9 protein-coding genes are annotated in these 7,224 nt (G+C 69.4%); all 9 read right to left on the bottom strand.

Annotated elements, in window-relative coordinates; genetic code table 11:
* Window positions 1–188: 188 nt before the first annotated feature.
* Window positions 189–314, bottom strand: a complete 126-nt coding sequence (locus STRTUCAR8_RS55100) for a hypothetical protein (RefSeq protein ID WP_006376387.1) — start codon at window positions 312–314, stop codon at window positions 189–191.
* Window positions 311–2,653, bottom strand: a complete 2,343-nt coding sequence (locus tag STRTUCAR8_RS14010) for a xanthine dehydrogenase family protein molybdopterin-binding subunit (RefSeq protein ID WP_006376357.1) — start codon at window positions 2,651–2,653, stop codon at window positions 311–313. Before STRTUCAR8_RS14010 ends, STRTUCAR8_RS55100 begins: the two co-directional genes overlap by 4 nt.
* Window positions 2,650–3,123 carry a (2Fe-2S)-binding protein gene (locus STRTUCAR8_RS14005; RefSeq protein ID WP_006376362.1) on the bottom strand — a complete coding sequence of 158 codons (474 nt, stop codon included), beginning with the start codon at window positions 3,121–3,123 and terminating at the stop codon, window positions 2,650–2,652. The genes STRTUCAR8_RS14010 and STRTUCAR8_RS14005 overlap by 4 nt, the downstream gene beginning before the upstream one ends.
* Complete coding sequence (locus tag STRTUCAR8_RS14000; protein WP_006376380.1) at window positions 3,120–3,992, bottom strand: FAD binding domain-containing protein; 873 nt, start codon at window positions 3,990–3,992, stop codon at window positions 3,120–3,122. Before STRTUCAR8_RS14000 ends, STRTUCAR8_RS14005 begins: the two co-directional genes overlap by 4 nt.
* Window positions 3,993–4,092: 100 nt before the next feature.
* The gene (locus STRTUCAR8_RS13995) at window positions 4,093–4,590 is read right to left on the bottom strand and encodes a type II 3-dehydroquinate dehydratase (protein ID WP_006376366.1); all 498 of its coding nucleotides are present in this window, start codon (window positions 4,588–4,590) and stop codon (window positions 4,093–4,095) included.
* A gap of 14 nt (window positions 4,591–4,604) precedes the next feature.
* The gene (locus STRTUCAR8_RS48260; protein WP_006376345.1) at window positions 4,605–5,108 is read right to left on the bottom strand and encodes a type II 3-dehydroquinate dehydratase; all 504 of its coding nucleotides are present in this window, start codon (window positions 5,106–5,108) and stop codon (window positions 4,605–4,607) included.
* Window positions 5,109–5,135: 27 nt separating this feature from the next.
* Window positions 5,136–6,287, bottom strand: a complete 1,152-nt coding sequence (locus tag STRTUCAR8_RS13985) for an amidohydrolase family protein (protein ID WP_006376386.1) — start codon at window positions 6,285–6,287, stop codon at window positions 5,136–5,138.
* The gene (locus STRTUCAR8_RS13980) at window positions 6,284–6,856 is read right to left on the bottom strand and encodes an amino acid synthesis family protein (protein WP_006376382.1); all 573 of its coding nucleotides are present in this window, start codon (window positions 6,854–6,856) and stop codon (window positions 6,284–6,286) included. The genes STRTUCAR8_RS13985 and STRTUCAR8_RS13980 overlap by 4 nt, the downstream gene beginning before the upstream one ends.
* On the bottom strand, window positions 6,853–7,113 hold the full coding sequence (locus STRTUCAR8_RS13975; protein WP_267889081.1) for a tautomerase family protein: 261 nt from the start codon (window positions 7,111–7,113) through the stop codon (window positions 6,853–6,855). Before STRTUCAR8_RS13975 ends, STRTUCAR8_RS13980 begins: the two co-directional genes overlap by 4 nt.
* Between the last annotated feature and the right edge of the window lie 111 nt (window positions 7,114–7,224).

The following is a 7,224-nucleotide window of genomic DNA, read 5'->3' as shown; positions in this document are numbered from 1 at the left end:
GGGGGTGAGTGTCAAACGGTCCTCTCTACAGGGAGAGTTGCGCGTGGCCGCCACGTGACCAGGGACAGGCCGATACGGGTGATCGCACGACCACATCGCCGACAGGGTGGTGCTGCGTCAGGACGCTTTGGCCCGGCACTTGTGGTCGGAGCCGACCGGCGAGTTCCTTCGGCGGAGGGTCAGGTGCCTCACCAGGGGGGCGTGACCGGCGGCGACGGCGGCTTCGACGAGGGCTCGTCGTTCGTGCTCCATGCCTTGGTGACGCCGTCGAAGGCGTCGCTGAGGAAGCGCACCAGGCTCTGGAACCACTTCATCCCCCAACCTCCGGTGCCGGCGGGCGCGCTGTCGGCGGCGACCCCGGCGCCGGACGGGAGTCCCGCTCGGCCATCGTGAGAACGACCCGGTCCGCGTCCAGGGGCAGGTGGTACGGCTGTACTCCCAGGAGGTCACGGAGAGCCGAGCCGACGGCCGCCGCCGGGAGGATCACCGGGGGCTCGCCCAGGCCCTTCGCTCCGAACGGTCCGGTGCGCGAGTGGTTCGTCTCGATGAAGACGGTCTCGATGTCCGGCGGTACGTCGGCGATGGTCGGAAGCCGATAGTCGTGGAAGTTGCCGTTGACGATGACTCCCGCGTCGTTCGTCCTGAGGTTCTCCGTCAGGGCGTAGCCGATGCCCTGCACCACGCCTCCCTCGACCTGTCCGCGTGCGCCGACGGGGTTGACGACCCTGCCGACATCGTGGACGGCGACGAAGTTGAGGACGTCGACGCGTCCGGTCTCCTCGTCCAGGGCGATCTCCACGCCGTGACAGTGGAAGGTGGGCTCACCCAGTCTGAGGAAGCGTGCGCCCTGAAGGTCGGAGCCTTCGACGGGCGCGAGCTCCGCTCGGTATCGACCGGTCGCGACCACCGGGCCGGAACGCGTGTGAGCGGATGCGGACGCTTCGCCGATGGTCATGCCCGTCTCCGGTGCGCCCTTGACCTCGACGCGTCCTTCGCGGAGCACCAGGTCGTCCGGGTCGACCTCGAGCAGTCGTGACGCTTCGTTCCTGATCTGCTCGGCGACGGCGCGAGCGGCGAGGACCGTGGCGTTGCCGGTGGCGAACATGGTGCGGCTGCCGCGGGAGCCTGAGTCGTAGGGGGAGTCCCGGGTGCTGCCGGACTTCAGGACGACGCGATCGGGCCGCAGTCCGAGCTCTTCGGCGACCATGCTCGGCAATGCGGTCGAGATGGCGCCGGTCCCGATCTCGGTTCCGCCCGAGGAGAGCGTCGCGGTGCCGTCCTCGTGCAGTTCGACGGTCGCGGCCGACGGCGTGCCAAGGGTGGACCACCAGGCGCAGGCGAGCCCGTAGCCCCGTCGCCGGTGGTCACCCGGGGCGACGTCGGCCTGCCGCCATCGCTGGAGGCGGCTCTCGACGACCCGCATGCACTCGTCGGTCGTCCCGCGGAGGGTGATGAGCTCGCCCGTGGGACCGCGGTCACCTTCGCCGATGAAGTTGCGTCGTCGGACCTCTGCGGGGTCCATCTCGAGCCGTTCGGCGATGTCCTCGATCTGGGCCTCGACGGCGTAGACCATCTGGGGGCCCGACGGGCCGCGGAACGAGCCGGTCGGGCAGGTGTTGGTGTAGACGGCACGGCCTCGGATGTCGAGGGCGTCGATGCGGTAGGGGCCGGTCGCGTAGAACGCGGCCATCGAGGTCAGGACGGGGGTGTCCATCGCGTACGCGCCGGCGTCGAGCACGACGTCGCACCTGCGGGCCAGGATGCGGCCCGACTCGTCGACCGCGCTGGACATCCGCACGATCGAGTTCTCGCGCGGGTTGCCGGTCGCCATGTCCTCCGCGCGGGAGCAGACGATCTGGACGGGACGACCGGTGGCCAGGGTCATCGCGGCCGCCTGGGGTGCGAACAGAAGGTGCAGCTTGCCGCCGAAGCCGCCGCCGACGGCGGGCACCCGCACCTCGATGGCGCCGGTGGGGATGTCGAACAGCTCAGCGAGCTGGGCGCGTACGCCGAACGGTTGTTGGGTGCTCATGATCAGCGAGAACCCGCCGGGGGCGGGCGCGGCGGTCACCGCTCGTGGTTCGAGGTAGGCCTGGTGTGCCCGGTGCGACTCGATCTCGGTGTGCACCACGGCGTGTGCCGTGGCGAAGACGGCCTCGACGTCACCTCGCGAGATGTGGACGTCCTCGATGACGTTCGTGTCCCGGTCGTGCACGAGCACCTCGGCGCTCGTCAGTGCCTCGCGGAGGTCGACCACGGGTGCGGTCACCTCGATGTCGACCTCGACCACGCCTGCCGCCCGACGGGCGATGGCCAGGGACGTGGCCGCGACCATCGCGACGGGTTCGCCGACGAACCTGACCCGGTCACGGGCGAAGATGGGCTGGTCCTTGACGTAGTTCCCGTAGCGGCGGCCCGTCACGTCCTCGGCCGTCAGCACCTTGACGACGCCGTCGAGTGCCACTGCCCGGGTGACGTTGATGCCGAGGAGCCGACCGGCCGCGACGGGCGACTGCACGAGGACGCCGTAGAGCATCCCAGGGAGGCGGATGTCCTCGGTGTAGGCGGCGTGGCCGGTGAGGCGCTCGGCCGCGTCGCGGCGGACGAGCTGGGTGCCGATGTTCGTGTGGGGACCGTACTCTTCTGTGCTCATCGCGGTGCCCCACTCGCTCGTCGGACGGCTTCGAGGATCGGCAGGTAGCCGGTGCAGCGGCACAGGTTGCCGGCGAGTGCTTCCTTGATGTCCTCGTCGGTGGCCGCTCCTGGTTCGGTCCTGGCGAGCAGCGCGCAGGTCGACATGACGATTCCAGGACTGCAGAAGCCGCACTGGACGGCGTCGGCCTTCACGAACTCCTCGGCGACGACCGCGCCGATCCCGCTCGCGGTGACGCCTTCGACCGTCTCCACCGAGTGCCCCTCGCATTCCAGCGCGTACACGAGGCAGCTGTTGACGGCTTCGCCGTCCATGGTGACGGTGCAGGCACCGCAGTCGCCGGTGCCGCATCCGAGTTTCGCGCCGGTGAGACCGCAGTCGTAGCGAAGGGCGTCCAGGAGCAGCGTGTCGGGCGCGACCTCGATGTCTTGGTCCGAGCCGTTGACCCGCAGGGTCATGCGTGTAGTCATCCTCGGTGTCCTTCTCGCGCACGCTCGAACGCGATGCCGATCACGCGTCTGGCGAGCACTGGTAGCACGGTGCGCCGGTGGGCACGTGAGCCTCGGCCGTCGTCGATGGGGGTGGCGGTGTTGAGCACCAGCTTGGCGGCGGCCTCGATGGAGGATGCGTCCAGCCGTGTCCCGATGAGCGCGTCGGCGGCGTCGGGAGCCACCACAGGAGTGGCCGCGGCCGCGCCGAGCGCCACGCGGGCGGCTACGCAGCGTCCGTTCTCGATCTCCAGATGGGCTGCCACGCCGACGACGGCCAGGTCCATCGCGAGACGGTAGGTGAAGCGCAGATACGCGGAGGCACCTCGGGACGCGGGAACGATGATCCGGGTGAGCAGCTCGTCGGGTTTGCGGACCGTCCGGCCCGGCCCGGTGAAGAATTCGTGTCCTGGTACCAGTCGTGTCCCGGTGGTGGAGGCGAGCTCCAGCTGAGCGTCTGCGGCCAGAACCCCGGGGAGGGTGTCGCCTGCTGGTGAGGCCCGGCAGATGTTGCCCCCGATCGTTCCGCGTGCGCGGGTCTGCCAGCCGCCGACAAGTGCCGCTCCGTCGGTGATCGCGTTGGGCGGGATGACGGTGGTCCTGGCCAGCTCCCGCAAGGAGGTGGCGGCGCCGATGGTGAGCGTGCCGTCCGCGTCGAGAGTGATTCCTCGCAGGTCGGGGACGCCCTTGATGTCGACGATGTCGTGTGCGGGGTCGATCGTTCCGTCGGCGCGCATCACGACGAGGTCGGTGCCGCCGGCGAGCACCGACGCCGGTCGGCGGTCCAGCAGGGTCAGGAGTTCGGCAAGGTTGCCGGGCCGCCTGTAGCTGCCGACGTCGGGTTCGGACATCTCCGTCCTCCTCGTCATGGTTGCCGTGTCGGGACGATGAGCGTCTCGGCGTGGGGTGTTCGGCATGTCGATCCCGTTGGTGCGGATTGCGCAACCGTGGTCAGTTACTGGCGGGCGCGCGGACCGAAGCGGCCAGCGCGACGACCGCTCCTATGTAGCCGTGGTGGCGCAGACCCATGACGGTGGCGTCGCAGGACTGGGTGAACGTGGAGAGGTGTCCGGTCGCGAAGATGTTGGCGAAGTGCACCTCGACGAACGGCCTGCCGGTCTCCTCGAGGGCGATGCGAGTGGGGTCGCCGAATGCCCAGAGCCCGCCGGGGTTGATGACGTAGCCGTCCATGTGCGGGTTGGCCTCGAGGAAGTCGACGAGGTCGCCTTCGTGGTTGGAGTGGAAGGCGGTCACGTCGACACCGACGGCGTCGCCGACTTCGGCGACCAGGTCCTCGAGCGCCTGGAGCGAGGCGATGCTCCCGTAGATGTTCTGGTCGCGCCGGCCGAGATTGGTCATGTTCAGGCCGTTGAGCAGTGCGAAACGGAGGCGCCTGCCGTCCTGGGTGCCCGTGGTGCCCGCACTGCCTGCGGTGTCTGCGTTGGTCATCTGAAGCCTCCGGGTCAGCCGTAGAGGGAACGTGGGTTGCCGTGCGAGCGGTTGATCTCGCTCGTTCCCTCGGGGTTGAGGAAGTCGAGGTCGTCGAGCGCGAGGGAAAGGGCCACCAGGGCTCCCAGTACCGCGTGTCGGCCGGGCCCGGCGAAAATCCCGGTGACGCTGGGGGCGAAGATCGATTCGCCTCGGAGCTCCTCCTGGCTCAGGTGCACCTCGATGGCGGGTTTCTTGGCGTCCTTGAGGACGTGCCGCAGGGACTCGCCTACGCGCACCAGGCCGCCGGGGTTCACGAGGAACCCGTTGACGTGGCCGGCGTTCGCGTGGACGTACTCCAGCAGCTTGCCCTCGTGGTTGGACTGGAAGTGCTGAACCGCGATCCCGAGGCTGTCGCCCCACATGTGCAGCTCACGCTCGAACGCGTCGGCAGGCTGGAGTTGGCTGGTGGTGTTGGGGCCGCTCAGTAGGGCGATCTCCCACCGCTGGTCGGTCGTACGAAGTGTCTTCAGGTCCACGGCGTGTCCTTTACGCATCGGGAAGAGTCAGGACCGTTGGGTCGCGAGCCGGGCGGGGGCGGGGCTGTTGCGAGAACGCAGAGCGCGCACCTCGCCGTCGATGACGACACCGCCGATGCCGGGGATGTCCCCGCGTTCGATGGCGGAGAGCGCGTCGGTGGCGACGCCTCCGCTGGGAGGCTGCATGAGCACGAAGTCGGCGGGGCGACCGATCTCGATGATGCCCTCGCGGCGGCGAAGCACCCGGCCGCCGTTCCCGGTGGCGAGCGCGAGGGCGTCCGTGGCGCTGAGGCCACCGAGGGAGGAGAACTCGGCGACCGTCTTGATCATGCCGAGCGGCATCACGCCGGTGCCGGTGGGCGAGTCGGTGGCGATCAGGATGCGGCCGAGCTCGTCGCGCTCCTTGGCGATCTCGAGCATCAGCAGGCTGGAGCGCAGGTTGCCGGCCTGCACCAGCTGGAGAGCTCCGGGAGCCTCGAAGACGGCCTTGAGGTGCTCGTCGGGAAGGGAGGTCGTGCCGCCGTTCGCGTGGCCGACGATGTCGCAGCCGAGCGCGATGACGTCGTCGAGCGAGACGGCCGCGGACCCGGGAACGGACGCGCCGCCTGTGTGGTTCATGACGATGAACCCCGCGGCCTGGGCTGCGCGTACCAGCGGGGCCGCGTCCGACTGGCTCTCGAAGGCACCGAATCCCACCTTCGCCAGGCCGACGCGCTCGGCGGCCAGCTCCGCGAAGTCCTCTTCCCGCAGGGAGGGGCTGATGATGACCGACCCCCCGAGCACCTTGACGCCGCCCGGACGGATGTTCTCCCAGGATCGCTGCGCCGCGATCGCGAGGCCCTTGAGGCCGGCGCGGTCGCTGGGACGCCCGGGGACGTGGATCTCGGAGGCCGACATCATCAGTGTCGTGCCGCCGTGCATGTAGCTCTCGATCCAGCCGACGGTCTGCTGCCGGGGAGTCCAGTCGCCGAAGGTGACATGCACGTGGGTGTCGATGAGGCCCGGGGCGAGGATCGCTCCGTTGGCGTCGAGGGTGACGTCGGCGTCGTCGGCTGCACCGTCGGCGCCGAGCGCCGCGATCTGTCCGTCGACGCAGCGGACCGACTCGATCGCCATGAGCGGGTCACCGAGCCGCCCGCTGACGGCGCCGGCGAGATTGATGATGTCGAGGGTGCTCACGACGCCTCCCGGCTCTTCGCATCCTCGACCGTCATGCCGCCGACGCGGTCGTTGAGCCGGCCGCGGGAGGAGACGGCCACGATGACGGCCACCTCGTCGGCGAGCGGTGCGTCGGGAACGAACAGGGTGAAGGCGTCGTAGTGCGAGCGGACCCAGATCTCGTCCTTGTAGGCGAGGGGGACGTCGATCTGTACCCCGGGGCCGCAGCGCTTGCTGACCGAGGAGATCCACGCCTCGCCGCCCACCGCGTCGCGGACGCCCTTGCCGAACTCGCCGATCTTGTGAGCGACGCCGTGCTCGATCTCTCCGCCGACGCCCACGAGGGACGCCTTGCCGTAGCCCTCGACCTCGAGTCCGAGGGTCTCGGCAGCGGTGGAGGCCAACAAGCGGCCGAGCTCGTAGTTGTCGTCGGTGATCGCCGCGAGGTCGTCGGAGTAGGGCCGTCCGGCATAGGGGTTGCTCAGCACGGCGATCGCGGCCGCCTTGACGAGAGGCCGGTCCGCTTCCTGGCCGCCCTCGGACCGGGTCTCTTCCCGGACGCTCAGGATCTTGCGGATCCGCATGGTCATCGCTCTTCCTCCAACAGTTCTGCCGACTTGAACCACTGAGTGGGGTCCACGTCGCGAAAGATCACGTGGACCGTGTCCGGACGCGCGTTGCCGATCTCCACGAAGGCCTCGCAGATCGCGCGTGCGAGCTGCTCCTTCTGCTCGTGCGAGCGCCCCTCGTACCAGGTCACATCCACCAGCGGCACAGCCCACTCCCGTCCGAACGAGCCTGGATCCAGGGTGATTTGCCGACCGTCGCGCGTACACCGTCGCCGCACTCCCTGGACTTCGTCGCGATGTCATTTCCGTGGGCGGCCAGGCGTCGTGCCGAGGCCTTTCCGAGTCCGCTCGAGCCGCCCGTGACGGCGGCCACCCGGGAATTCATGAAG

It is taken from the genome of Streptomyces turgidiscabies Car8, from assembly GCF_000331005.1.
In the GTDB taxonomy this organism is placed as follows: domain Bacteria; phylum Actinomycetota; class Actinomycetes; order Streptomycetales; family Streptomycetaceae; genus Streptomyces; species Streptomyces turgidiscabies.
The sequence above is the reverse complement of the archived record's forward strand: the minus strand, read 5'-3'. Positions and strand labels throughout refer to the sequence as shown.

Bases quoted from the DNA above. Each gene is read 5' to 3' on its own strand.
- STRTUCAR8_RS13980 (WP_006376382.1), bottom strand. From the start codon at position 6,856: ATGACCATGCGGATCCGCAAGATCCTGAGCGTCCGGGAAGAGACCCGG.
- STRTUCAR8_RS55100 (WP_006376387.1), bottom strand. From the start codon at position 314: ATGAAGTGGTTCCAGAGCCTGGTGCGCTTCCTCAGCGACGCCTTCGAC.
- STRTUCAR8_RS14010 (WP_006376357.1), bottom strand. From the start codon at position 2,653: ATGAGCACAGAAGAGTACGGTCCCCACACGAACATCGGCACCCAGCTC.
- STRTUCAR8_RS14000 (WP_006376380.1), bottom strand. From the start codon at position 3,992: ATGTCCGAACCCGACGTCGGCAGCTACAGGCGGCCCGGCAACCTTGCC.
- STRTUCAR8_RS14005 (WP_006376362.1), bottom strand. From the start codon at position 3,123: ATGACTACACGCATGACCCTGCGGGTCAACGGCTCGGACCAAGACATC.
- STRTUCAR8_RS13995 (WP_006376366.1), bottom strand. From the start codon at position 4,590: ATGACCAACGCAGACACCGCAGGCAGTGCGGGCACCACGGGCACCCAG.